27 protein-coding genes and 1 tRNA gene are annotated in these 22,482 nt (G+C 58.9%); 19 read left to right on the top strand and 9 right to left on the bottom strand.

Going from position 1 to position 22,482, the window contains the following annotated elements; translation table 11 throughout:
* The first annotated feature begins 15 nt into the window (after positions 1-15).
* The 4 genes from ACJ2A4_RS05620 to folE are packed head-to-tail and all read left to right on the top strand — an operon-like array spanning position 16 to position 3,027.
* Positions 16-636 (top strand): EAL domain-containing protein, encoded by a 621-nt coding sequence (locus ACJ2A4_RS05620; protein ID WP_408874110.1) that lies wholly within the window; start codon positions 16-18, stop codon positions 634-636.
* 11 nt (positions 637-647) lie between these two features.
* The gene (gene folP, locus ACJ2A4_RS05615) at positions 648-1,460 is read left to right on the top strand and encodes a dihydropteroate synthase (RefSeq protein WP_408873955.1); all 813 of its coding nucleotides are present in this window, start codon (positions 648-650) and stop codon (positions 1,458-1,460) included.
* The gene (folK, locus tag ACJ2A4_RS05610; RefSeq protein ID WP_408873954.1) at positions 1,457-2,356 is read left to right on the top strand and encodes a 2-amino-4-hydroxy-6-hydroxymethyldihydropteridine diphosphokinase; all 900 of its coding nucleotides are present in this window, start codon (positions 1,457-1,459) and stop codon (positions 2,354-2,356) included. Before folP ends, folK begins: the two co-directional genes overlap by 4 nt.
* Entirely contained in the window at positions 2,353-3,027 is a 675-nt protein-coding gene (gene folE / locus ACJ2A4_RS05605) for a GTP cyclohydrolase I FolE (RefSeq protein ID WP_408873953.1), read from the top strand. Before folK ends, folE begins: the two co-directional genes overlap by 4 nt.
* A 16-nt stretch (positions 3,028-3,043) precedes the next feature.
* On the opposite strand, the gene ACJ2A4_RS05600 is transcribed toward folE, so the two are convergent.
* Complete coding sequence (locus ACJ2A4_RS05600; protein ID WP_408873952.1) at positions 3,044-3,886, bottom strand: SDR family oxidoreductase; 843 nt, start codon at positions 3,884-3,886, stop codon at positions 3,044-3,046.
* A 126-nt stretch (positions 3,887-4,012) separates the two neighbouring features.
* On the opposite strand from ACJ2A4_RS05600, the gene ACJ2A4_RS05595 reads away from it, so the two are divergent.
* Positions 4,013-4,618 carry a CatB-related O-acetyltransferase gene (locus ACJ2A4_RS05595; protein WP_408873951.1) on the top strand — a complete coding sequence of 202 codons (606 nt, stop codon included), beginning with the start codon at positions 4,013-4,015 and terminating at the stop codon, positions 4,616-4,618.
* Positions 4,619-4,774: 156 nt separating this feature from the next.
* Entirely contained in the window at positions 4,775-5,674 is a 900-nt protein-coding gene (locus ACJ2A4_RS05590) for a fructose bisphosphate aldolase (RefSeq protein WP_408873950.1), read from the top strand.
* Between the two features lie 20 nt (positions 5,675-5,694).
* Here ACJ2A4_RS05590 and ACJ2A4_RS05585 read toward each other — a convergent pair whose 3' ends face one another.
* From ACJ2A4_RS05585 to queE, 3 genes are read right to left on the bottom strand one after another with little or no spacing between them, the layout of a single operon-like run.
* Positions 5,695-6,222, bottom strand: coding sequence for a 6-carboxytetrahydropterin synthase (locus tag ACJ2A4_RS05585; protein WP_408873949.1), 528 nt, complete (start codon positions 6,220-6,222; stop codon positions 5,695-5,697).
* Entirely contained in the window at positions 6,219-6,944 is a 726-nt protein-coding gene (queC, locus tag ACJ2A4_RS05580) for a 7-cyano-7-deazaguanine synthase QueC (RefSeq protein ID WP_408873948.1), read from the bottom strand. Before queC ends, ACJ2A4_RS05585 begins: the two co-directional genes overlap by 4 nt.
* 2 nt (positions 6,945-6,946) lie before the next feature.
* Positions 6,947-7,588 carry a 7-carboxy-7-deazaguanine synthase gene (gene queE / locus ACJ2A4_RS05575; RefSeq protein WP_408873947.1) on the bottom strand — a complete coding sequence of 214 codons (642 nt, stop codon included), beginning with the start codon at positions 7,586-7,588 and terminating at the stop codon, positions 6,947-6,949.
* 132 nt (positions 7,589-7,720) lie between these two features.
* Between queE and ACJ2A4_RS05570 the strand changes: the two genes are divergently transcribed.
* Both ACJ2A4_RS05570 and ACJ2A4_RS05565 read left to right on the top strand, forming a co-directional pair.
* A complete protein-coding gene (locus tag ACJ2A4_RS05570) occupies positions 7,721-8,560 on the top strand; it encodes an ABC transporter permease (RefSeq protein ID WP_408873946.1) in 840 nt (279 codons plus the stop codon).
* Between the two features lie 4 nt (positions 8,561-8,564).
* On the top strand, positions 8,565-9,335 hold the full coding sequence (locus ACJ2A4_RS05565; RefSeq protein ID WP_408873945.1) for an ABC transporter ATP-binding protein: 771 nt from the start codon (positions 8,565-8,567) through the stop codon (positions 9,333-9,335).
* Between the two features lie 10 nt (positions 9,336-9,345).
* Here ACJ2A4_RS05565 and ACJ2A4_RS05560 read toward each other — a convergent pair whose 3' ends face one another.
* Together ACJ2A4_RS05560 and ACJ2A4_RS05555 are read right to left on the bottom strand one after the other, a co-directional pair.
* Positions 9,346-9,696, bottom strand: coding sequence for a DUF3147 family protein (locus ACJ2A4_RS05560; protein ID WP_408873944.1), 351 nt, complete (start codon positions 9,694-9,696; stop codon positions 9,346-9,348).
* 73 nt (positions 9,697-9,769) lie between these two features.
* Positions 9,770-9,846 (bottom strand) — tRNA-Asp (locus tag ACJ2A4_RS05555).
* Between the two features lie 199 nt (positions 9,847-10,045).
* On the opposite strand from ACJ2A4_RS05555, the gene ACJ2A4_RS05550 reads away from it, so the two are divergent.
* The 10 genes from ACJ2A4_RS05550 to ACJ2A4_RS05505 all read left to right on the top strand — a co-directional run bounded on the left by ACJ2A4_RS05550 (position 10,046) and on the right by ACJ2A4_RS05505 (position 18,297).
* A complete protein-coding gene (locus ACJ2A4_RS05550; protein WP_408873943.1) occupies positions 10,046-10,975 on the top strand; it encodes a TIGR02281 family clan AA aspartic protease in 930 nt (309 codons plus the stop codon).
* Positions 10,976-11,151: 176 nt separating this feature from the next.
* Complete coding sequence (locus ACJ2A4_RS05545) at positions 11,152-12,567, top strand: methyl-accepting chemotaxis protein (RefSeq protein WP_408873942.1); 1,416 nt, start codon at positions 11,152-11,154, stop codon at positions 12,565-12,567.
* Positions 12,567-12,836: an STAS domain-containing protein gene (locus ACJ2A4_RS05540; RefSeq protein ID WP_408873941.1), complete on the top strand. Its 270-nt coding sequence runs from the start codon at positions 12,567-12,569 to the stop codon at positions 12,834-12,836. Before ACJ2A4_RS05545 ends, ACJ2A4_RS05540 begins: the two co-directional genes overlap by 1 nt.
* Complete coding sequence (locus ACJ2A4_RS05535; RefSeq protein ID WP_408873940.1) at positions 12,833-13,192, top strand: response regulator; 360 nt, start codon at positions 12,833-12,835, stop codon at positions 13,190-13,192. The genes ACJ2A4_RS05540 and ACJ2A4_RS05535 overlap by 4 nt, the downstream gene beginning before the upstream one ends.
* Positions 13,189-15,240, top strand: a complete 2,052-nt coding sequence (locus ACJ2A4_RS05530) for a chemotaxis protein CheA (protein WP_408873939.1) — start codon at positions 13,189-13,191, stop codon at positions 15,238-15,240. The genes ACJ2A4_RS05535 and ACJ2A4_RS05530 overlap by 4 nt, the downstream gene beginning before the upstream one ends.
* A gap of 2 nt (positions 15,241-15,242) precedes the next feature.
* Complete coding sequence (locus ACJ2A4_RS05525) at positions 15,243-15,665, top strand: chemotaxis protein CheW (protein WP_408873938.1); 423 nt, start codon at positions 15,243-15,245, stop codon at positions 15,663-15,665.
* Complete coding sequence (locus ACJ2A4_RS05520; RefSeq protein ID WP_408873937.1) at positions 15,662-16,519, top strand: CheR family methyltransferase; 858 nt, start codon at positions 15,662-15,664, stop codon at positions 16,517-16,519. Before ACJ2A4_RS05525 ends, ACJ2A4_RS05520 begins: the two co-directional genes overlap by 4 nt.
* 5 nt (positions 16,520-16,524) lie before the next feature.
* Positions 16,525-17,574, top strand: a complete 1,050-nt coding sequence (locus ACJ2A4_RS05515; protein WP_408874109.1) for a chemotaxis response regulator protein-glutamate methylesterase — start codon at positions 16,525-16,527, stop codon at positions 17,572-17,574.
* Positions 17,571-17,966, top strand: a complete 396-nt coding sequence (locus tag ACJ2A4_RS05510; protein WP_408873936.1) for a response regulator — start codon at positions 17,571-17,573, stop codon at positions 17,964-17,966. Before ACJ2A4_RS05515 ends, ACJ2A4_RS05510 begins: the two co-directional genes overlap by 4 nt.
* Positions 17,967-17,985: 19 nt before the next feature.
* Positions 17,986-18,297, top strand: coding sequence for a hypothetical protein (locus ACJ2A4_RS05505; protein ID WP_408873935.1), 312 nt, complete (start codon positions 17,986-17,988; stop codon positions 18,295-18,297).
* A gap of 18 nt (positions 18,298-18,315) precedes the next feature.
* Here the strand turns inward: ACJ2A4_RS05505 and ACJ2A4_RS05500 are convergent, their stop codons facing one another.
* The 3 genes from ACJ2A4_RS05500 to ACJ2A4_RS05490 are packed head-to-tail and all read right to left on the bottom strand — an operon-like array spanning position 18,316 to position 21,460.
* Positions 18,316-18,696: a hypothetical protein gene (locus ACJ2A4_RS05500; RefSeq protein WP_408874108.1), complete on the bottom strand. Its 381-nt coding sequence runs from the start codon at positions 18,694-18,696 to the stop codon at positions 18,316-18,318.
* 38 nt (positions 18,697-18,734) lie between these two features.
* Positions 18,735-19,670 carry a 4-(cytidine 5'-diphospho)-2-C-methyl-D-erythritol kinase gene (locus ACJ2A4_RS05495; RefSeq protein ID WP_408873934.1) on the bottom strand — a complete coding sequence of 312 codons (936 nt, stop codon included), beginning with the start codon at positions 19,668-19,670 and terminating at the stop codon, positions 18,735-18,737.
* A 14-nt stretch (positions 19,671-19,684) separates the two neighbouring features.
* On the bottom strand, positions 19,685-21,460 hold the full coding sequence (locus tag ACJ2A4_RS05490; RefSeq protein ID WP_408873933.1) for a tetratricopeptide repeat protein: 1,776 nt from the start codon (positions 21,458-21,460) through the stop codon (positions 19,685-19,687).
* A 99-nt stretch (positions 21,461-21,559) separates the two neighbouring features.
* On the opposite strand from ACJ2A4_RS05490, the gene ACJ2A4_RS05485 reads away from it, so the two are divergent.
* On the top strand, positions 21,560-22,378 hold the full coding sequence (locus ACJ2A4_RS05485) for a uracil-DNA glycosylase (RefSeq protein WP_408873932.1): 819 nt from the start codon (positions 21,560-21,562) through the stop codon (positions 22,376-22,378).
* The last annotated feature ends 104 nt before the right edge of the window (positions 22,379-22,482 follow it).

The raw sequence follows: 22,482 nt of genomic DNA, 5'->3' as shown, positions 1-22,482 counted from the left end.
TCAGCACATGGCCATCTGTCGATCGAGAAGGTCATCGACATGATCATTGAGACCGGGAACGGGCTGGAGTTCGATTTCTGGGTTCTGGAAACGGCGTGCCGGGCGGCGCGGCGATGGCCTGTGTCTCTATGGGTCTCGATCAATATGACGGCGACGCATTTTTCGCTTCCCGATATTGCGGACCGCATTTTCAGTGTTCTGGAAAGGACCGGACTGGCACCGCAGCGCTTGCAGGTCGAAGTGACGGAAACCCGGGCGCTTGAGGCCGGGCCGCTTGCCTATCACGCGTTCAGGGAACTGGAGCACAGAGGGGTCCGGATTGCGCTGGATGATTTCGGCAAGGGCTTTTCGGCGCTGATGTATCTGCGGCAGTTTCCGTTTTCCAAGATCAAGCTGGATGCGGTCTTTATCCAGGACATGCTTCAGGATGCGCGCAGTGCGGCAGTGGTGCGCAACGTGATCGGTCTTGCAACGGATCTGGGGATTGCAGTGACGGCGGAGGGTGTGTCTTCACCGGAGCATTACCGGCATCTGCAGGAGCATGGCTGTACGGAAGTGCAGGGGTTCTTTCTGGGGCCGCCCGTGCCGGAAGAGAATGTGCCGCTGTGCTGGAGACGGAAGGTGGAGGGTCTGTGAAAGGTGTAGCAATGGCAAAGCATTGGAAGATCCCGTCTGGAAACGGGTCTGTGGCGGTGATGGGGATTGTAAACGTCACGCCGGATTCGTTTTCCGACGGAGGGCAGTTCCTGCGGCCCGAGGCTGCGCTTGAGCATGGGCGTGCCCTGCTGGCGGACGGGGGGGATCTGCTGGATCTGGGGGCGGAATCCACACGGCCGGGTTTTGAACCGGTGACGGCGGAAGAGGAATGGGCGCGGCTCTCGCCGGTTGTGGGAACGCTGGTGGCGGAAGGGGGCGTCGTTTCGGTAGATACGACCAAGGCATTCGTTGCGAAGCGGGCGCTGGAAGCTGGAGCTGCGGTTATCAATGATGTGTGGGGGTTGCAGGCCGATCCTGAGATGGCATCCGTGGTGGCGGATTCGGATGCCGTGGCCGTGTTGATGCATAACCGGCATGAGGTGGATGCGGCGCTCGACCTGCGCGCGGACTGGCGGCGGTTTTTTGACCGGTCACTGGAACTGGCGGAGCGGGCCGGGCTGGAACAAGAGCGGATTGTTCTTGATCCCGGTGTCGGGTTTGGGAAGACGCAGGCGCAGAATGTCGAGGCTGTGGCGCGGCTTGGGGAGCTGAAATCCGAATATGGACTGCCAGTTCTGCTAGGAGTGTCGCGCAAGTCGATGTTCGGGCATTTTCTGGGGCGTGCGGCTTCCGAACGGCTGGCGGGAACGCTGGCGACCAATTTGTACGGGGTGGAGCAGGGGGCCGCGATCCTGCGGGTGCATGATGTGCGCGAGCATGTGGATGCACTGAAAATGCGCCAGATTCTGAAGGATGTCCGATGATCGTTCCTGCCCTGACTTCCGTTTTCGTGCGGGATCTGTGTCTGTTTGGCTATCATGGTGTGTTGCCGGAAGAGACGCGGATCGGGCAGCGCTTTGTGGTCGATATCGAGATCCGGGCCGATCTGTCAGGTGCAATTGCGGGCGATGATTACGAGCAGGCTGTCTGTTACGGAGCGCTTTGCGATATCGCTTCGGCCATTGTGACGGGGCCGCCTCTTCAACTGATCGAAACAGTGGCGGGGCGCATTGCCGAGGCCGTGTTGACGAAGCTGGACCGGGTGGAATGGGTGCGGGTCGAGATGCGCAAGCCGTCCGCGCCGGTGCCTTATGCAGTTTCAGGGACGGCGGTTTCCGTGGAGCAGGCCCGGGTGCATGAAGTTGCGTTCTCGCTGGGGAGCAATCTGGGGGAGCGCGAGGCTGTTCTGGCAGCGACAGTGGATCGTCTGTCGCTTGTGGACGGGCTTGAGATTGCAGATGTGTCGTCGTTGTATGACAGCGCGCCCTGGGGCGGGGTGGAGCAGCCGGCGTTTGTGAATATCTGCGCCACCGGGCGGACAACGCTGGAGCCTCACGCGCTTCTGCGGGTCTGCAAGGCGATCGAGGCTGATCTGGGGCGTGTGCCGGGTGTGCGCTGGGGCGCGCGGGCAGTTGATATCGACATTCTTTATTATGGAGCGCGGGATGTCCGGGACCAGGTGCTGACGCTGCCACATGCCTGTCTGTTCGAGCGGGCTTTTGTGCTCGAGCCTCTTGCAGAAATTGATCCAGATCACGTCATTGGTGGACGTCGCGTGCGGGACGCGCTAGCAGTCCTGCCGCGGAGCCCGGGGGATGTGACCCGGCGCGCACCTGACGGCACCGGCCGTTGGGGCATCAAGGAGCCTGAACCCGCATGACCAACCTGAACGCCACGATCATGACCGCCGCATCGGCACGTCTGTCGGACAGTCAGGACAGCCTTTCTTCCGAAGAACTGCGCCCCATGGGAGCATTGCCGCTGCCTGCGGATGCGGAAGTGCGGATTGCGGGTGCCGTGCGGGAGATCCTTGAGGCGCTGGGTGAAAACCCGGAGCGCGAAGGTTTGCTCGATACGCCGCAGCGCGTGGCGAAGATGTATCTCGAAGTGTTCAGCGGCCTGCATCAGGACCCACGGGATCATCTGAAGACGCAGTTTTCGGCGGACCAACATCATGGTGCGGTGATCGTCAAGGACATCCGCTTCCATTCCATGTGCGAGCATCATCTGCTGCCGGTCTATGGCAAGGCGCATGTCGCCTATCTGCCAGCGGGTGGTCGTCTGACGGGGTTGAGCAAAATTGCACGGCTGGTTGAGGGTTTTGCCCGTCGTCCGCAGCTTCAGGAGCGTCTGACGGATCAGATCGCGCAGGGCATGGAAGATGTTCTGGCGCCCGAAGCCGTGCTGGTTGTGATCGAAGCCGAGCACATGTGCATGAGCATGCGCGGCGTGCGCTCGCCCGGCTCCACGACCGTGACGTCCATTGCGCGCGGCACCTGGCTGCGGGATAGCGCAGCCAGAATGGAAATCATGTCGCTTCTGCGGGGCTGAGACAGCTCTTCCGGCTTCAGACCGGCGTGGCAGGCTTGATGTCGTAAGCCTTCTGGACGAGTTCGGGGCGCTTGCCGAGACCGTCCGTCACTTTCTGGCTCCAGATGGCGTCCAGCTGTTCGCGCTGCTGGGGAATGATCTCTTTCGGCTCCACGTTCCGGTAGGTATCGATGGCACCGGTCAGAACGCCGATCGTCGTCTCGAAGACGGGTTCCGGATCGTACTGCTCATGCGGGAAGGCAATTTTGCTGTAATCGAACAGGCGCCGGGAGGGATCGTCCTGCCAGCTCTTCCAGGTTTCGAACATGCGGTCGTTGAAGCCGGTGAGAAACGGACCCGGATTGACGGTGGCGACCTCGATTCCGAATTCCTTCACTTCCTGGCTTAGCGCGGAGGCGATGGCTTCCAGGGCGTGTTTGGACGATGAATAGGCTCCGGCGAACGGATCTGTAGTCAGACCGGCGACGGAAGACATGAAGACAACCCGGCCTTTCTTCTTCGCGACCATTTTTCGCAGTACGAGCTGCGTGAGCATGACGGGGCCAATGATGTTGACTTCGTACTGACGGCGGAGGTTTTCGGCTGGAATGTCAGCAATAGAGCCGCCTTCGGAAATACCGGCATTGTTGAGCAGGATGTCCACATCCCAGTCTGCGGCTTTCTGACGGTCACCTTCGCAGGTGACGTCGAGCTTCTCGACGCGCAGGGAGACGCCGCGCTTTTTCGCGTCTTCGGAGACGGCATGGACCTGTGCGGCGATTTCCACGCCTGCGATGACGTCAAATCCCTTTGCAGCCAGTCGCAGGGCGACTTCATGTCCGAATCCGGTGCCTGCGCCTGTGATGAGGATGGTTTTCATGCTGTTCTTTCCTGACCTGAGGAGGTTACCCTCGTCCCAACGCGCCGGTCAGTTCCGTCGTTCCGTTCCTTACTGCCCTGGCTGGCAGGTCCGGATGTCCGGCATCAGAATGAAGGAGTGATGCCCGTGTCCTTTGGAAACAATGTCTTCCAGGCTCTGACGCGCTATGCGCTGGCGGCCCAGATTGATGAATGGGGCTGGGATATTGGCCCGCACACCTATGGTGCGCCTACGGTTCTGGAAGTGGGAGAAGCCGGGCTCAGGATGGGCGATTACTGTTCGATCGGGCCGAATGTCACGATTATTCTGGGCAACCATCGCGCCGATCTGGTCAGCACCTATCCGTTTAAAACGCTTTCAAATTTCTGGCCGCCAGCTGCAGAAGGGCAGGAAGATCATTCGTCGAAAGGCGATGTGGTTATCGGCAATGATGTCTGGCTGGGTGCGCATGCCACGATCATGTCAGGGGTGACGATCGGGGACGGGGCCATCATTGCAGCACAGGCGCTCGTCACGAAACCGGTGCCGCCTTATGCGATTGTGGGTGGGAATCCTGCAAAAGTGATCCGCTACCGGTTTTCGGAATCCGTGATCTCGCGACTGCTGGCGCTGGCCTGGTGGGAGTGGCCGGAAGAGGTCGTGAAAGAGCGATCGGCGGGATTGATGAGCGACGATATCGAGGCATTTCTGGACCTGTATGAGACGCCGCAGGAGGACGAGGCAGAGCCCTGAGGGGAGTTTGCCGTACGGTTTTTTGAAGCGGGGGCGCAGGAACCATTCCGAGTGCTGGCGCGATTGGCCCCTGTCGGGAAACGTGCCGCGACATGGGGCGATCGGTCTGGTCCTTCGGAAGTGGTGACGGTTTTCCCTGTATCGAAGGGGATCTTGATGAGCACCGCGGAAACGATGATGTCGCAGATGGCGGAAAAAGGGGGCTTCATTGCTGCTCTGGACCAGAGCGGGGGCTCTACGCCCGGTGCGTTGAAGCAGTATGGCATCCCGGAAAGTGACTATTCCGGCGAAAGCGAAATGTTTGCGCTCATGCATGAAATGCGGGTGCGGATCATCACGGCGCCTGCCTTTACCGGAGACAAGGTAATCGGGGCCATCCTGTTTGAGCGCACGATGGATGGTGACGTGAATGGCGAGCCTGTTCCAGCCTATCTGTGGCGGGAGCGGGGCGTTGTTCCGTTCGTGAAGATCGACAAGGGGCTGGAGGCAGAGGCGGACGGTGTTCAGCTGATGAAGCCGATGCCGGGGTTGGATGATCTGCTGGAGCGCGCTGTGAAGCTGGGCGTCTATGGGACGAAGGAGCGGTCCACGATCCGTCTGCCGTCCGAAAGTGGGATCCGGGCCGTTGTGCAGCAGCAGTTTGCCGTGGCGGAGCAGGTTCGCAAGCATGGGCTGGTGCCCATTCTGGAGCCGGAAGTGCTGATCAAGAGTCCGGACAAGAAGGCCTGCGAGCAGCTTCTGCATGACTATGTTCTGGAGGAGCTTCAGAAGCTTCCCGAAGATGCACGGATCATGCTGAAGGTCACGATTCCGGAAATTGCAGATCTGTATGACGATATTGCCCGTGATCCGCGCATGGTCCGGGTTGTGGCGCTGTCCGGTGGGTATCCGCTGGATCAGGCCTGTGAGAAGCTGCGCCACAATCATCGGATGATTGCGAGCTTCTCCCGGGCTCTGATTGGCGATCTGCGGCATCAGATGGATGATGCGCAGTTCGATACGACGCTCGCAGAGGCGATCGACGAAATCTACGAGGCGTCGGTCAACAAGATCTGAGGCAGGCCTTTGGCCGGATGTCAGGAAATGCTGGCGTCCGGCCGGTTCCACCAGCACTGTTCGGGTGGGCGGGATACGGCGGGCAGGTAATGTTGCGGATTGCCGCCGAGGCGCACGGTGTTGGTTGGTGTTTCTTCCAGTTCGATCTCATGCACGCGCAGGATATCACCCTGATCTGCGAGGATGGCGGTCAGCTTGGCGAGCATGAGGGCGGCCATAAGCTCGGTCGTCGGGTCGCCGGGGGTGACGACGATCCGGCTGGCGCGTTCGGGTTCGTTCGCGCGGAACCATGCGAGCAGCGGATCGGTTTCTGAAAGCTGGAGCGCGTGATCGAGGCTGTTATCCACGAAATGGTGCCAGCGCGTCTTGGCTTCGGCGAAGGGCAGGATCATGTTCGCATGGCCGTCCAGCCGGGTCTGTTTCGCCGGGCGGAGGGTTACGCGGACATATTCGTTATGGCCGTGCGGGATGGCGCAGCGTTCGCTGGCGCCCGTGATAAGCCGGTGTCCCATGCAGAAGCGACGGGTGAAGACCAGTTCAGCGGTCATGCGGCGCCTCCCTCAGAGCGGCTCTGCTGATAACGGCGCCAGCCCTCGGCACGCAGATTGCAGGCCGGGCAGGTGCCGCAGCCATAGCCCCAGTCATGCCGGTGCGTGCGGTCGCCCATATAGCAGGAATGACTGTCACGATTGATGACATCTACGAGTTTCTGGCCGCCGAGGTCTTCAGTCAGCTCCCATGTCTGGGCCTTGTCGATCCACATCAGGGGTGTGTGCAGGACGAAGCGCTGGTCCATGCCGAGGTTCAGGGCGACCTGAAGTGCCTTGATCGTGTCGTCCCGGCAGTCCGGATAGCCGGAATAGTCGGTTTCGCAGACGCCGGTGACGATGTGCCGTGCGTTGCGGCGGACGGCGAGGGCCGCTGCGAAGGTCAGGAAAATGATGTTGCGGCCTGGCACAAAGGTGTTGGGCAGGCCGTTCTCGCTCAGGCCGATCTCGGCTTCACGGGTCAGGGCTGTTTCGGACAGGGCGCCGAGGGAGGTGAGGTCGATCGTGTGATCTTCGCCAAGGCGTGCTTTCCACTCCGGCGAAAAGGCGGCCATCTCGTTGCGCAAAGTCTCGCGGCACTCGAGTTCGATGGCGTGGCGCTGTCCGTAGGCGTAGCCAACGGTCTCGACACGGTCGAAGCGGGAGAGGGCCCAGGCGAGGCAGGTTGCGGAATCCTGACCGCCGGAGAACAGGACTAGAGCAGTGTTGCTGCTGATGGTCATGGTCAGGGGATTCCGATCAGCTTGTGGGTCTGGAGCGACAGGCGCCAGCGCGGATGGCGCAGGCAGTAAGCTACGGCGGCCTGTGTGTTGGCGATGCGGTCGGGACCGTCCATCGGCTGAAGCCAGAAATGGCGGAAGGAAAGCTGCTCGAACAACTCGGGCGGGAGCTCCGGCTGGGGATAGACCAGCTTGAGTTCCGCGCCTTCGGTCTGGACCAGTGCGCCACCCGGCTTGGGGCTGACGCAGACCCAGTCGATTCCTGCGGGGGCCGCGATGGTGCCGTTGGTTTCCACGGCGATTTCAAACCCGCGGACCTTTACGGCGGCAATCAGGGCATCATCGAGCTGGAGCAGGGGTTCGCCGCCCGTGAAGACGACATAGCGCCGGCCGCTGTCATCGGCTGTGCCTGTCCAGCAGGCCTCGATGGTGGAGGCCAGAGCGTCGGCGGTTTCGAAACGGCCACCGCCTTCGCCGTCCGTGCCGATGAAATCGGTATCACAGAACCTGCAGGCGGCCGTGGCGCGATCCTGCTCGCGGCCCGACCACAGGTTGCAGCCGGCGAAGCGGCAGAACACCGACGCGCGGCCTGTCTGTGCACCCTCGCCCTGGAGGGTCACGAACATTTCCTTCACAGCATATGACATGACCGCAGCATGTCGGCGAGGTTGGCGCCGGATGCAAGGGAAATCATCAACCCGGGTCGATGCAACACTGGAAGAGGGATGTTTCAGCGGCGGGGGGATGGGCAGGACGCGCTTTCATGGTAGGGAGAGCGCATGGAAGACATGAATGCCCGTTCTCCTGTTCTGACGCTTGAGCCCCTTCGGGGCTGGGGGCTTGTCCGCGCCGCCTGGAGCGATCTGAAGGCGGGTCTGCAACTGCTGCCGCTTGCCGTGACGCTCGGCTGGCTGGACATCAAGATGCGGTATCGCGGCTCCATTCTCGGGCCGCTGTGGCTGACGCTGTCCACGGCCGTGATGATCGGTGCAATGGGTGTGGTCTATGGCTATCTGTTCCATACGGATCTGAAAGCCTATCTGCCTTTCCTGTCGCTCTCGCTCGTGCTGTGGGGCTATGGCGGGACGGTCGTCAATGATGCCGGAACGGTCTTTACGCAGAATACGTCCCTGTTTCATTCGATGCGGATTCCCGTCAGCCTGCCCGTGATGCAAGTGATCGTCAGGAACCTGCTGGTCCTGCTTCACAACATGGTCGTTGTTGTTGTCGTGTTTGCGATTTTCCGCGTCTGGCCGCATGGGATCTGGAGCCTGCTGTTCAGTCTGCCGGTCTGGATCGTGGACAGTTTCTGCGTCATCCTGCTGATCGGGATGCTGGGTGCACGCTTTCGGGACATTGCGCCGATCGTGGCGTCCCTGATGCAGATCTTCTTCTTTGTCACGCCGATCATCTGGAAGCCGGAACTGATCACGACCGGGCGGAAATATCTGCTGCTCGATCCGTTCTATCCGCTTCTTGAAATCGTCCGTGCGCCTCTTCTGGGACAGGCGGTCGACCCGGTGATCTGGGAGGCCGCTCTCGGGCACAGTGCGCTTCTGTGGCTTCTGGCGGCCATCCTGTTCTGCCGGATGCGTTCGCGTATTCCTTACTGGATCTGACGTCATGCCCGGTATTGTTATTGACCGTCTCTGTATTGATTTTCCGCTGTATCACGGCCAGAGCCGTTCCCTGAAACGGCAGGCCGGCAAGACGCTGGCCCGGTTCGCACCGTCCTCGCCATCGGCCCATCTGATGCACGATATGAGGGAACGCACGATTGTCAGTGTGCTGCGGGAAATCAGTTTCACGCTGCATTCGGGCGAACGGCTGGGACTGATCGGCAGCAATGGTGCCGGCAAGACGACGCTTCTGCGGGCGCTGGCGGGAATATACGAGCCTGTCGCCGGGCAGGTGCGGCTTAAGGGCACGATGCGGACGCTGCTGGACAGCAGTCTGGGCATGAACCCGGAACTGACCGGGCGTGAGAATATCCGCCTTAAGGGACGGTATGAAGGGCTGTCCCGCCAGCAGATCGACCGGATCGAGCAGGATGTGCAGGATTTTGCCGAGCTTGGGCCGTATATGGACATGCCGGTCAAGGTTTACAGTGCGGGCATGAGCGTGCGTCTGGCATTCGGGCTGGCGACGGCGTCCTCTCCGCAGATCCTGCTGATGGATGAGTGGTTTCTGGCGGGCGACGGGGTCTTCATGAACAAGGCCAAGGCGCGGCTGGAAGAGCTTGTCGAGCAGGCTGAAATCCTGGTGCTCTCGACCCATCAGCCAAAAATCATGCGTCAGTGGTGTACACGCGTGATCTGGCTTGAGAACGGCCAGATCCGGATGGATGGCACGCCGGATGAGGTTCTGGACCTCTATCTGGAAGAAGCTGGCTGATTTTCAGGTGTCAGCCGCCTGAACCGAAACGGGTCAGGGCCCAGTTCGTGCCGAGATACAGGATGACCGTCAGGGCACAGCCCGCTGTCAGGGCAAGCCAGAAAGGCAGTCCTGCGCGGAGCAGGCGTGGGATCAGCAAAAACATCGGAAGAGATGGAAGCACGTACCAGAAGGTCGCTTCCGCATGCCGACTCATGATGAGGCGGTCAGGTTTTTCCATCCAGAGCCAGATCATACCCAGGACCGAGACCAAAGGCAGGGACGCAATCAGGGCTCCGGCTGCGGGATAGCGACGGGCAACGCCTGAAGCTGCTGCGATCAGAAGTCCGGAAATCAGACATTTGAGAATGAAGAAAACCATACGCTTACCTAGGGTAAGCAGTCGTTTTCGGAAATTGTTTTCTGGGAGAAAGTGGCCAACTCCTCAAGGGAAGTGGCGCGAGTGACGGGGCTCGAACCCGCGACCTCCGGCGTGACAGGCCGGCGCTCTAACCAACTGAGCTACACCCGCAAGGCTGCTTTTCAGCATCCTGGGGCCTTCCGTTCAGAAGCTGTTTGGCTTCCTCTCGGTCGGTGGCGGTGATGTATCAGCCTGCCCGTGGGGTGGCAATAGGGGATTTGGAAAAAAAAGCGCTGAAGGTCGAAAAAACTGTCTTGCCCGCTCTCCCGTGACCGTGTCCTTTGTAACAGAAAGATACAGGGGATCTGGTATGAGACTGGGACGATTGGGGGCACTGCTGCTCATGGGCGCGCTGCTTGCCGGGTGTGAAAGCGGGCCGCGTCAGTGCAAGCTGATCGTGAGTGGTGACATGCCTGTTCTGAATGACTGGGGAAGTCCGATCGTCCGGGCCTCGATCAATGGCCATCCTGTCGCGCTCATCATTGATACAGGCGCATTCTCCACGACAATTGGTCAGAGTTTCATCGAACCCCTTGGTCTGAATGATACAGGGAGATCTCTGTTCGTGCGCGGTGTGGGAGGCGAGGACTACGGTCGTATCGTAACGATCGACACACTGGATATGGGCAGCTCCAAGGCCCTGAATATCGCTGTGGCGGGGGTTGGAAAGTTTACCGGGCGGATTGCCGGCCTTCCGATCGTGGGATTGTTCGGACGCGATTTCCTGGGACGTTATGATACGATTGTGGACATGCCGAACCATCGGGTGCGCCTGGTCGAGACGGAAGACTGCGATACGCCGACGCCGGGATGGACAGGACGTATTCATGCGGTTCCGATTGGCCATCCCTATAATGAAGGTCACAAGACCACCGTGGATATCCGGCTGAACGGGCATGTTATAGAAGCTGATCTGGATACGGGAGCCGCGACCACCCTGATCAGTCGTGATGCCGCCCGGGCTGCGGGCGTGACGCGTGCCATGCTGGAGAAGGATCCGGTGACGATCGGTTATGGGCTGACGCGCGATCCGGTCAAGAATTACAGGCATCCCTTCGAGACCCTGCAGTTGGGCGACATCACTTTTCGGGATGTCGTGCTGAAGGTTGGTGGCGATATTCCTGATGCGGATGCCCTGCTGGGAGCGGATGTTCTGAAACACTACCGCATCTGGGTTCCACGCGAAGGCAACCGCATGTTCGTCCAGCATGATGTGGATATTCCTGCATCATCTCCCTGAGATTGTGTGAACGGGCATTAACGGAGTTTCAATCAACTGTTCTCTAGGAAGGAAAGCATCTGGCCGGCCGCATGTGGCTGCCGCGGTGTGATCTGAGTTTCTGGAGGCGGTCTGGCATGTCCGACATACGCGACGTTCCCATGCAGAGGAGTTCGTTTCTGCGCAGGCGGCTGCTGATGGCATTTGCTGTGCCTGTGCTGCTCTGTGTCTGCGGAACAGGGTGGGAGCTGGCGGCAAGCGGCATGCATGTCGAAGGCGTCCGGCATTCGGTTTTTCCTGAAATCGCGATCATGGGGCTGTTTCTTGTCGCTGTGGTCGTAGCCTATTTTCAGGTGGCGACCCGTGGAGACGATCTGATCGGCGCTGTAAGGCAACTCGCTGCCGAGGGGACACTGCCGCGCAATGTGCGGGAAGCCGGGCTCATCCGGTTGCAGGTCATGCTGGGCGAAGCGCGTACGAATTCCGAGCGAAGCGAAGTGTTGGCGTCCCAGGCACAGTCTGCTCTGGCGGCCGCCCGGATCGAGGCTGAGGAAGCGCGGCAGTCGGCGCAGGATGAAGCTGCCGAGCATGAACGGGTGATTGGCGTTCTGGGCAACGCCATGACCAGTCTTCGCGATGGCGAACTGGGTTTTCGTCTCGAAGAGGCTCTCCCGGCCCGGTATGAGCGGCTGCGGGAAGATTTCAATGACACAGCCTCAACGCTGCAGAAGGTCATGGTCTCGCTGAATGACAGCATTTCGACCATCTCTTCCGGCTCTGCCGAAATTGCGTCTGCCGCAGATGATCTGGCGCGTCGGACGGAACTTCAGGTCGCCCGGCTCGAAGAAACCACAGTCTCGGTCGGAAATGTTACGGAGACTGTTCGCAAGACTGCAGCGGCCTCCGTTCATGCGAGCGAAGTGGCAAGTCAGACGCGCGATCGGGCCGAGCGCTCGGGGGAAGTCATGATGGCTGCCACAGCAGCCATGCAGGATATCCAGCAGTCTTCGATCCATATCGCGCAGATTCTAGGACTGATTGACGACATCGCTTTCCAGACAAATCTCCTCGCGCTGAATGCTGGTGTAGAGGCCGCCCGGGCGGGGGATGCAGGCAAGGGATTCGCTGTCGTGGCCGCCGAAGTCCGCGCTCTTGCCCAGCGCTCGGCGGATGCTGCCAAGGAGATCAAGGGATTGATCACCTCAAGCACGCAGCAGGTCAGCCGTGGCAGTTCCCTGGTCGAAGAGACAGGGGTGGCGATGAAATCCATTGTGGAAAACGTCAGTGAAATCAGTGTCCTGATTGGCGAAATTGCGACGGCGGCGCGTAGTCAGGCCAATGATCTGTCGGAAATCAGTGTTGCGGTCAGCCAGATGGACCAGAACACCCAGCAGAATGCTGCGATGGTGGAGGAGGCGACGGCGGCCAGTCATAATCTGAGCGCTGAAGCCAGAGAACTCGTGGGCAGCCTGCAGCGGTTCCATCTGCAGGGAAGCCAGCATGAAAGCGATCTGTCTTTTGACAGCGAATCATCAGAGGCAGAGCTTCCGTCTTCGCAATGGGGAGACGGTTCCTTTCAGACTTCGGATGAAGGATGGGAGGAGTTTCGCTGATGAGTGTTCTGAGTTTGCCTGAAATGCTGGATACCAGTTACGCCAACACTTTTGCTGAACTCCTCAGGAATGAGGAGAAAGATTTCTGCCTGGACGGAAGTCGTGTGGTTCGAGTGGGCGGTCTCTGCTTCCAACTCCTGATTTCGGCCTACCGTACGGCACAACAGCAGGATGCCTGTTTTGAAATCAGAAATGTTTCTGATGCGATGAGAGAGAGTCTTCGGGTCATGGGAGGAGATTTTCTCCTGAGTGCAGGAGAAAAAGCATGAATATTCTGGTTGTTGATGATTCCCGAACCATGCGGGATCTCGTCAGTCGGGAGCTTCGCAGGGACGGTTATGACGTGGAAACGTCAGAGGACGGCATTGATGCTCTCGAAAAGATCAGCAGTTTTTCGCCGGCTGTCATCATAACAGATCTGAACATGCCACGTATGGACGGACTGGAGCTGACAAAGGCCCTGCGTGCGCGGCCAGAAACAAAATACGTTCCAATTATTTTCCTGACGACCGAATCAGGGGAGGAGCTTCGTCGGGCCGCACGGGAAGCCGGCGCGACTGGATGGATTGTAAAGCCATTTGATGGCCCCAAACTGCTTGCCGCGGTGAGGCGCGTCAGTTCATGAGCGAAGATTTCACCGATGATATGGATGCGATCCGGCAGATCTTTTTCGATGAATGTGATGAGCAGCTTGCCCTTCTCGAAGAAGAACTGACAACGCTTGGGGACGAACCGGAGAATGGAGAGAAGATCAATACGATCTTCCGATGTGTTCATTCCATCAAAGGCGGCGCCGCAGCTTTTGGAATGGAAGATCTGGTCAAATTTTCCCACCTTTTCGAAAGCGTGCTCGACCGGTTCAGATCCGGCGCATGTTCTGTCAATGCGGACAGCGTCACGACTTTCCTTAAATGCAAGGATGTGCTGTTCGACATTGTGGCCGCTTTCAAAAACGGTGCTTGCAGCTACGACGTTGACCCTGAGACAATTGCCGAACTTGAGCAGTATCTTTATTCGGAAGCACCCGTCGTCGAACCGAAATCCGAAGATGTCGAAATGGACGATATTTTCGGATTGTCATTCGCTCCGGTCAAAATCGAGATTGATGAGCCGAAAGAATGTCAATATTCGATCGTCATGACCGTCTCGTCGCAGCTTTATGAGCGCGGCGATGATATCCGGAATATCCTGATTGCTCTGGAAGGGGTGGGACAAAGCCAGGTTACGGTTGATATCGACAGTGTCCCTGTCATCAATGATATTTCACCCTGTCAGAGCTATCTGACATGGCAGATCCTGCTTGTAACCGCAGAACCACGCACGAGTATCGAAGAGATCTTTGAGTGGTCTGGTGATGATATTCATGCGGTTATTACCTCATCGCCCGATCATGCCGAGACCGAAGCAGTTGCAACGCCGTGTCCTGCACCGGTTGAAGAGAAACCAGGCCCGCAAGTAAAAAATCCTGTTGAACGCAGGGATTCTGCAACCGTCCGGGTTGATATTCAGCGGATCGACAAACTGGTCGATCTGATTGGAGAGCTGGTTATTAACCAGGGTGCCATTCAGTCACAGATGCGGCGCAATAAAATCCTGGGCGATTCAATTCTGGGAAATGTGGTGACGGCACAGGAGCAGCTCATTCATGAACTGCAGGAAAATGTCATCACGATGCGGGCCTATCCAATCAAGACGGTTTTCCAGAAGCTTGGTCGGGTTGTGCGGGAGACAGCCAGGCTGACGGGAAAGCAGGTCCGGCTTGTACTGGAAGGCGAAGATACTGAAGTTGATCGCTCCATTCTCGAAAAGCTGTCTGATCCTCTGACTCATATGGTTCGCAATGCCATTGACCATGGCATCGAGAACGCAGAGATCAGGTCTCAGGCTGGAAAGGACTTGGAAGGCCTGCTGAGACTTCGGGCTTTTCAGCGTTCAGGACGGATTATTGTAGAAATCCAGGACGATGGCGCCGGTCTGGACCCTGACAGAATTTACGAAAAAGCTGTTGAAAAAAAGATCATTGAAAAAGGTCAGAGGCTGGATCGTGAAGAGATTTATTCCCTGATTTTCGAACCCGGTTTTTCAACTGTTGCGGAAGTTACGGACGTCTCGGGCCGGGGCGTGGGGATGGATGTCGTCAAACAGAGTCTCCAGCAGATCAATGGACGCGTTTTCATTAGTTCCTCGAAAGGCAAAGGAACAACTTTTTCGATTTCCCTGCCTTTTACACTATCCGTCATTGAAGGGATTATTTTCAAGGCAGAGGGCCAGGACTTTGTTGTTCCGGTCAATAATGTTTCGGAAACCATAATTTACGATACCGGGAAAGCTTTCCATATCGGAGAAGGCAAGTACGGCTATCCCTATCGGGATGGCTATCTGTCCGTCATTTATGCCGCAGAAATTCTTGGCTCGGTTCCTGACGGGAAAAGTCAAAAAATTTGCTTCGTTATCGAAAATGAACACGAAGAAAAAATGGCTTTTATTGTTGATAAGATTATAGATCATTCAAGATTTGTCGTTAAAAACCTCGAAGAGAACTACAGAAAGATTTCCTGTTTTTCGACAGCAACAATTCTTGGGGACGGGAATGTGGCATTTATTCTCGATGTCGAATTTCTCTTTGGCGAGCTTCTGAAGAAAAGAGAGAGTTTCTTGGAGGAGAAAGTATAATCATGGAAAAGGCTCTGGTTTTTTCTTTGGGTGATCAGGAATTTTCCGTTCAGATTTCTGCCGTGAAAGAAATCAAGGAATGGGCGAAGGCGACGCCTTTCCCTGCAGCGCCGCCATTTGTCGAAGGCGTGGTCAATGTCCGGGGGGCAGTAATTCCACTGGTGGACATGGCACAGATGATGGGGGTTTCTGAAGAGACGCGTGAGAAGAAAGCCATTATCTTTCTGAAAAACGAAAGCAAGATTATCGGATTTTCAGTTACGAATGTAACGGATATCTCCGATGTCGATGAGGCAGAGTTCAAATCTCTGCCAGAACTGTCCAGTGATAATCTGAAATACTTTTCAAACGGAATACAGTCTCTGGGCGAGCGCATGATTTTTTCCGTAAACGTCTCTTCGCTGTTTGAAGGAAGCCTGCAGTGACGGTGATCAGCGCACCGGAGGCAGATGCGATTTCAGACAAAAACTTCCAGATCATTGTAGGAATTGCGAAGAGCTACGCCGGAATTGCCCTGTCAGAAAAGAAAAAGAGCCTGGTTTACTCACGGATTTCCCGTCGGGTCCGACAGGAGGGATTTGGCTCTTTTGACGCGTATTGTGCTTTTCTGGTGAGTGATGCGGGCGTTGACGAGCGTCAGCATCTGGTTTCGGCACTGACGACAAATGTCACCAGTTTTTATCGCGAAAAACATCATTTTGCGTATCTAGAGCGTCTGCTTCGTCAGAAATTCTATCGTCGTATTGAACGTGGCGAAGAACTCAGGATCTGGTCGGCAGCGTGTTCGAGTGGGGAAGAAGCTTATTCGATCGCCATGACCGTCATGAAATGTCTGTCCATCATTCCAGATCTACGGGCAAAGATTCTGGCGACGGATATTGATGCCGATATTCTGAATCAGGCCAGAGCGGGTCAGTATGCTTCTGGAGAAGCCGAGGCTCTGTTTGAGGAAGGAGGGCAGGCATTCTGTCGGCTTGAGGGCGACCGGGTCGTCATGTCTGAAAAGCTTCGGAACATGATCCGTTTCCGACGGCTCAATCTGGTTGAGCCCTGGCCGTTTTCCTCCCGTTTCCATGCCATTTTCTGTCGGAACGTCGCAATCTATTTCGATCGCGAAACGCAGGACAGACTCTGGCGCAATCTTGCCGAACGGATTTTCCCGGGCGGAGAGCTTTATCTGGGGCATTCAGAGCGTATCGCGCATCCCGAGCGGTTCGGGCTGGAAAGCATCGGTTACAATGCCTATCGCAAGGCCTCGTTCGGGGAGGCTGTGTCTTGAGCGAAATGACGCCTTTTACTGTCGTTGTTGTTGATGACTCGCTGACCACACGAGCCCTGATTACGGCTGCACTCAAGCGCGACGGCAGGATCAAGGTCGTGGGAACGGCCAGTACGCCTTTTGAGGCGCGGGATCTCATCGTACGGCTGAACCCGGATGTGCTCACGCTCGATTTCGAAATGCCGTCTATGAACGGGTTGCAGTTTCTTGAGAAGATCATGAGGCTGCGTCCGATGCCGGTAGTGATGGTGTCGGGTCATCTGGCCAGCCACAAGGGGTTGGTGGAGCAGGCGCTCCGGATGGGAGCGGCCGAATGGTATTCTAAAGTGGCGCCTGAGGGTGGGACGGATCCGTTTGCGGGGCTGGGAGATGCGATCGTCCGGGCTGCAGAGACGAAAACGCTGCCTCCGGTATCAACAGTAAGCCCGGCGGATAAGACGATCGCTGCTCCGAAAACGGGTGTGGTTGTCGGGATTGGGGCGTCGACCGGAGGGGTGGAGGCCCTGACGGAGGTGCTCGAGCATTTCCCCGAAGACTGTCCGGCGACGGTCATTGTGCAACATATGCCCAAACAGTTCTCGGAGAGTTTTGCCCGTCGCCTGAACCGGATCGTAAAGCCCGAAGTCAGGCTGGCCGAAGACGGGGATGTTCTGAAGCCGGGTACGGTTTATGTCGCATCAGGCGGAGAACGACATCTGCGTGTCAGGGCAGGTGTCCGGCGCGGGGAGTATGTCTGCCAGCTGATTGCCGGGCCGCCTGTCAATGGCCATCGGCCCTCGGTGGACGAACTGTTTTATTCTCTGGCCAAGGTGGTCGGAAAAAATGCTGTGGGAGTGATCCTGACCGGAATGGAATGTGATGGTGCGCAGGGGCTTCTGGCCATGCGGCATGCCGGTGCGTCCACGATCGGTCAGGACCGGGCCAGTTCGGTCATCTACGGCATGCCACGCGCTGCGTTCGAACTAGGTGCGGTCGAGACGCAGCTTCCCCTTTCCGCCATTGGCCAGGCCATTCTCAATCGTTGTGAACGCCGTTCTCTGGAGACGTATCCATGATTTCCGCATCTTCCATGTCTGTCCTTCTTGTCGATGATCAGACATCCATTCGCTCGATCCTGCGGAATACGCTTGTTCAGATTGGCTTTGCCCAGATTGCCGGGGTCCGGAACGGGGTCGAGGCTCTGGAGCATCTCAAGAGCAACTCGGTGCATCTGATCATTTCCGATTTCAACATGCCGGATATGGACGGGCTTGAACTGCTCAAGGCGGTCAGGAGCAATCCGCGTACTGCAAAAACGGGTTTCATCATGCTGACCGGACAGGCCAGCAAGGATCTGGTGCAGCAGGCAATCGCGGAAGGGGTGAATAATTTCCTTGCCAAGCCGTTCACGGCCAGCTCGCTCAAATCCCGCATTGAAGCCGTTTTCGGGCCTATCTGCAGTGCATGATGGGTCAGACACTGTTTCTTTGCGTCAGGTTCTGGACGGAATGGGCACGCAGCTTGCTGTGAGTCTTCAGGATCTGCGCCGGCTGGAGACGGCCTGTCTGGAGGCATTGCCGGCTGAGAGCGTATCAGAGCTTCAGGATTTCGACAGAATCACGCAGGTCCTTGGGCAGCTTGTGCAGTGCTGCGAGGGATTAAGTCTCGAAAACAGCCTGAAAGATGTGCAGATCGGGCGGAGTATCGTGGAGCGACTGGTACTGGGGGAGGTGCGTGAGCGTCTGCTGGCTCAGGCCTCCCGGCCCTGTATCGAACCGGGAGACGTTGAGCTGTTCTGATGGAACAGTGAAGCTCCGTCAGCTTGGCTGGCTGGCGTCGTGGGGATTGGAGCGGATCATGGTGCGCTGTTTCTGCAGACCGCCAATGATCTGTTCGACATCCTGCGGGCCGAACACAACGCCGACTGGTCCATAGGCCGGATGCTGGAAGGCCAGCATGGAGCCTTCGGTCAGGGCGTCGATCTGCAGGGCCCAGTTCGTCGTATAGACGGGGGTGAAGCGTGCGCCCTCAATCGGCGGAGGCGGGCGCTTTTCGACGAGGCTGGCATGGGCCAGGCCAAGACTGGTGATCAGCTGGGACAGCTGGGCTTCATCAAGCGAAATGCTGCCCGAGACGCCACTGCCTTCGAGAAAGGTCAGGGCAACTGTCTTTCCGTCTTCTGCGCGTGTGACCTGCATGCGTGGAGCTGCCATGGTGTTTGACTCCCTGCGGCGTTTCATTGTGACCAGGTGGAAGTTCCAGTGTGGTAGAAACCGCCCGCCCATGTCCACCAACCCAGACGTGCGCTCTGGTCGTTCAGGATACGGGCAGCGTCAACGGCGCTTTCCGGGTTCGGGAAGATCCCGAAGCACGTGGCGCCGGAACCGCTCATGCGACTGAGCAGACAATCGGGCAGGCTTGCGATCGAAGCTAGGACTGTGCCGATCACGGGGCACTGGGATAACGCCGGAGCCTGGAGATCGTTCGTGGTGGCGTTCAGATCGGCGACCATGTCCTGCGCGGTGGTCCAGCGTTCCGGGAGAAACGCTTCGGGACGTTCGACGATGCCCCCGCCTGCGGCAAAGGCCCGGAAGACGTCCGGGGTCGAGACCCCGACGCCGGGATTGACCAGCAGAAGGCCGGCGTCAGGCAGGATCGGAGCGGGGGCGAGGATTTCGCCGATACCCTGCATGCGGGTTGCGCGCTGGGCGACGCAGACGGGAACATCGGCACCTAGCTTTTCGGCAATCGGGAAAAGTGTCGCCTGATCGACATTCCATTCCCGGGCCAGCAGGCGCAGTGTCGCAGCAGCGTCGGCTGAACCGCCGCCGATCCCGGAAGAGACGGGAAGGTTTTTCTCCAGTTCCAGCCGGAAGTTTTCTGTCAGGCCGTTGGCTGAAGTGCCGGCCTGGGCCTGAAGAGCGCGTGCGGCGCGGAGAACGAGGTTCTGGTCGTCTGCTTCCAGACCCTGTCCGAATGGTCCGTTGATCGTAAGCGACATCGTGTCGCTGGGGCCGGCCAGCGTGACGCGGTCGGCTGCGCCTGCGAAGACGGCGAGGCTGTCGAGCAGATGGTAGCCATCGTCACGGCGGCCGGTGATGTGCAGGAACAGATTGATCTTGGCGTGGGCTGTGGCCTGTGCCGTGGTCTGTGTGGGAGCAGTGCTGGGCATCGTCTCTGAAAAGGTCATTGTTTCTGTTCGAAAGCTGCGAGATGGGGGCCGCCGTTCTGGAGCGCCTGCATCAGAAGGGCGCGATCCTGCGGCTGGGGACTGTCATCGAGAGCCTGGTTCCACTGGTCCTGTGCTTCGGTATGCCGTCCGAGATACCAGTAGGCAACGCCAAGATGGTAGCCGATCTCGGCATCGGTAGGAGCATGTTCGGCGGCCTGCACGAGGATGGGCAGTGCGGTCTTGAGGTCTGCGCAGTATTTCAGCAGGGCCCAGGCGTAGCTGTCCTGAATGGAGGCATCAGCGGGCTGGAGATCGACGGCCTTTTTGAGCATGGCAAGGGCGTTCGCCTGATCGGCATCATGCTCGATATTGGCATAGCCGACGAAATTGAGAACTTCAGGCTGATCCGGAGCAAGCTCGAGCGCATGCTTCATGTCATCCTGTACCATCGCCCAGTTGCCGCTCTCTTCCGCAGCCATCGCACGGCCCAGCAGGATGGGCCACAGGACTTCCTTGCGGGGTGGGGAGGCCTTGAGCGCGCGGGTATAGAGGTCGATGGCCTCGGCATGTCTGCCGCGCTGGTCTTCGACCTCGGCGAGCTGAATCAGGAATTCGGGATTGTCCGGGCGCAGGGTCAGGGCGCGGTGCAGGGCGTCGGCTTCTCGCTCCAGATCGCCTGAGCGCAGGGCGAGGTTGATCCGTTCCTGCGCGGCCAGGGCAGCGAGGGGATCGGAGGCCGTGATGCCGTCCAGTTCCTTGAGGCCGCTATCGATCTGGTTGGCTTCGCGAAAGGTGTCGGCCAGGAAGATGCGCGCGATTGTCAGGCCGGGGTCAAGAAAAATGGCCTGTTGCAGGGCGATGATGGCCGGGTCCCGGGGGATGCCGTCCTGCTGGATGGCGTCGGTGACCATCAGGGCGATCTGGAGGTTAAGGATGGCGCCCCCGAGAGCGGGCGTGGGCGCTTTAAAGTGCGGTAGCGCCTGCTGGAGCGGGCCGATGACGAGGGATGCCAGCGGGGACGTCACGCCAAGAGCCGCGATGGTGTCACTGGCCTCCTTGTGGTGGCCGTGTCGCTCAAGCCAGCCGCCATAGAGCTGCGCGTACAGGATCTGGAGCGTCAGTGGGTCGCCGGACGCGTTTCCCGTGCGGTGATAGAGCTGTCCCGCGAGCTGGGGCGTGGGGAGGCGCTCGGCGACCATGGCGGCGTGCAGAAGATAGAGTCTGCGGGTCGCGGGCTGGGCGGCGGCCTGTGCCAGCAGGTTCAGGGCCTTGTCGGTATGCCCTTCGGCCGCGAGGCTCCAGGCCATGAGAGCGGGGGCCGAGATCGCGACGAGGGGGCCATGATGGGGGTTGCGGTTCAGAATGCGGCGCATTTCGGCCCAGTCCTGCCGGGAGAAGGCGTCCTGCGCGAGAATGAGCGTGCCGATGTCGCTGCCGGAGTCGTGGTCCGGGAGTGCGTTGGCAAGTTTGACGGCTTCGGTCTGCTGACCGGCCATGGCAGCGTAACGCAATGCGTCCTGCTGCAACCGAAGATTGTGCGGGGCGAGCGGCAGAGCGTGGGAGAGGGCTAGGTTGGCGGCCGTGATGTCGCCGCGCTCCATCATGACGGTGGCGGCCATCATCCAGCCGGTCAGGGAATGTTCCGGATTGACGGCTGGCAGCAGGGCAGGCGGAACGGCGGCCATCGCGGCTCCCGTCAGGCAACTGCCCAGCGCAAGAGCGGGAAGCGCCAGACGGAGCGGACGGGAAAAATCCTCGAATGATCTGGGCCAGCCGCGTGTGATCTGCATAATGGACGAAACTCTAGCCCTCTTGGTCCCTCACGCCAACTGGCATCCCTTTCGGGGACCTGCGGTGGAGGGGCGGGAGGCAACCAGAACGGATAGACCATGACGCCCCAGCCAGTCGTGAGCCGGGCCGAACTGCTGGCCGCGCTCCAGCTACAGTATGAATGGGGAGCCGACGAGGCTCTGTGCGAGCTGCCGGTGGACCGCCTTTCCGAGGCGCCGCCGCAGTTGCCTCCACGCATGGAGAGTGCGCAGGATGTGTCTACGGGGCACGATGCCGGGCGTCCGGCCGTGGCGAGAATGGGAGGAACGCCAACAGCGGCGGCCAGTCTGCGTGCGGTGGAGGAAGCGCCTGATCTTCCGACGCTGATGCGACTGACCGCGGCACCTGACGATCTGTTTCTGGCCCGGACCGCGACGCATCGGCTGGAGCCGGTTTTTGTGGAGAACGCGCCTTTCATGCTGATCGGTGAGGCTCCGGACGCGGATGAAGACCGCTCGGGGACGCTTTTTGCAGGGGAAGCGGGCACGCTGCTGGAAAAGATGCTGCGTTCGGTCGGGATGGACCGGGAGCAGATTTCGATGGCGCCAGCCCTGCCATGGCGTCCTCCAGGTGGGCGCACGCCGAGTGATGCGGAGATGCAGGCCTGTCATCCGCTGCTGCTGCGGACAATTGCCCTGTGTCGACCGCGCTATCTGGTAACGATGGGAGTCACGCCGCTCAAGATGCTGCTGGGGCCCGATGCGGCTGTCGGACGGCTGCGGGGGAAGTGGACCGAGGTTCCGGTTCCCAGTCTTGCGACTCCGGTGCCGCTTCTGCCGATGCGGCATCCGCTTCAACTGCGGGCAAGTGCGGCTGCACGGCGGAATGCCTGGCAGGATCTCCTGATTTTGATGGAGAAACTGTATCCGGGAGAATGAGGACCGGACGGGTACAAATCTTGGCGTTAAAAAACTTCGGGAAAACGTAAAAAAACGCGCGAAGACAGGTGTTTGCCACTGGATTGTTTTGGGGTTGGGTTATA

Source organism: Gluconobacter roseus (genome assembly GCF_046058915.1).
In the GTDB taxonomy this organism is placed as follows: Bacteria; Pseudomonadota; Alphaproteobacteria; order Acetobacterales; family Acetobacteraceae; genus Gluconobacter; species Gluconobacter roseus_A.
The sequence above is the reverse complement of the archived record's forward strand: the minus strand, read 5'-3'. Positions and strand labels throughout refer to the sequence as shown.